The following is a 519-nucleotide window of genomic DNA, read 5'->3' on the forward strand; positions in this document are numbered from 1 at the left end:
TGGTCCTCGTTGAACGGGCGCACCCGGCACGGCACGGCTGCGGTGCCGATGTGGGCGAGCAGGTGCCGCGGCCCGTCGGGGAACGCCGCGCCCATCGTGCGGCGGACGTCGATGCTGTCCACGAGGAGCCAGGCGTCTTCGGACAGGAGGACGTCGCCGCGACGGATGCCGCCGGCGGCCATGCCGCGCACATTGACGCCGACCCGGTTGCTCGGACCAATGGTCGGAAAGGCTTCGTTGCGGCTGTGCAGGCCCCGGACCGACACCGGCCGGAGGCTGCCGTGGCCCGCGAGCTGCAAGCGGTCGCCCACGGCCAGGCAGCCGGCTGTCAGCGTTCCGGTCACCACCGTTCCCGCGCCGCTGATCGTGAAGGATCGGTCGATCCACAACCGCACGCGGCCCGAGGGGTCGGTTGCGGGGAGGGAGGACAGGGTCGTATCCAGTACCTTGCGCAGCTCGTCGAGGCCGGCTCCCGTGACCGCGGACACGGCGACTGCCGGCGCGTCGCGCAGCCCGGTG

General features: G+C 72.8%; 1 pseudogene. It reads right to left on the reverse strand.

What is annotated here, in order from left to right:
• Positions 1 to 488, reverse strand: a pseudogene (locus tag AC5RUJ_RS18185) (selenocysteine-specific translation elongation factor); the annotation flags it as partial.
• Positions 489 to 519: the final 31 nt, after the last annotated feature.

This window comes from Arthrobacter sp. Y3223164, from assembly GCF_059091005.1.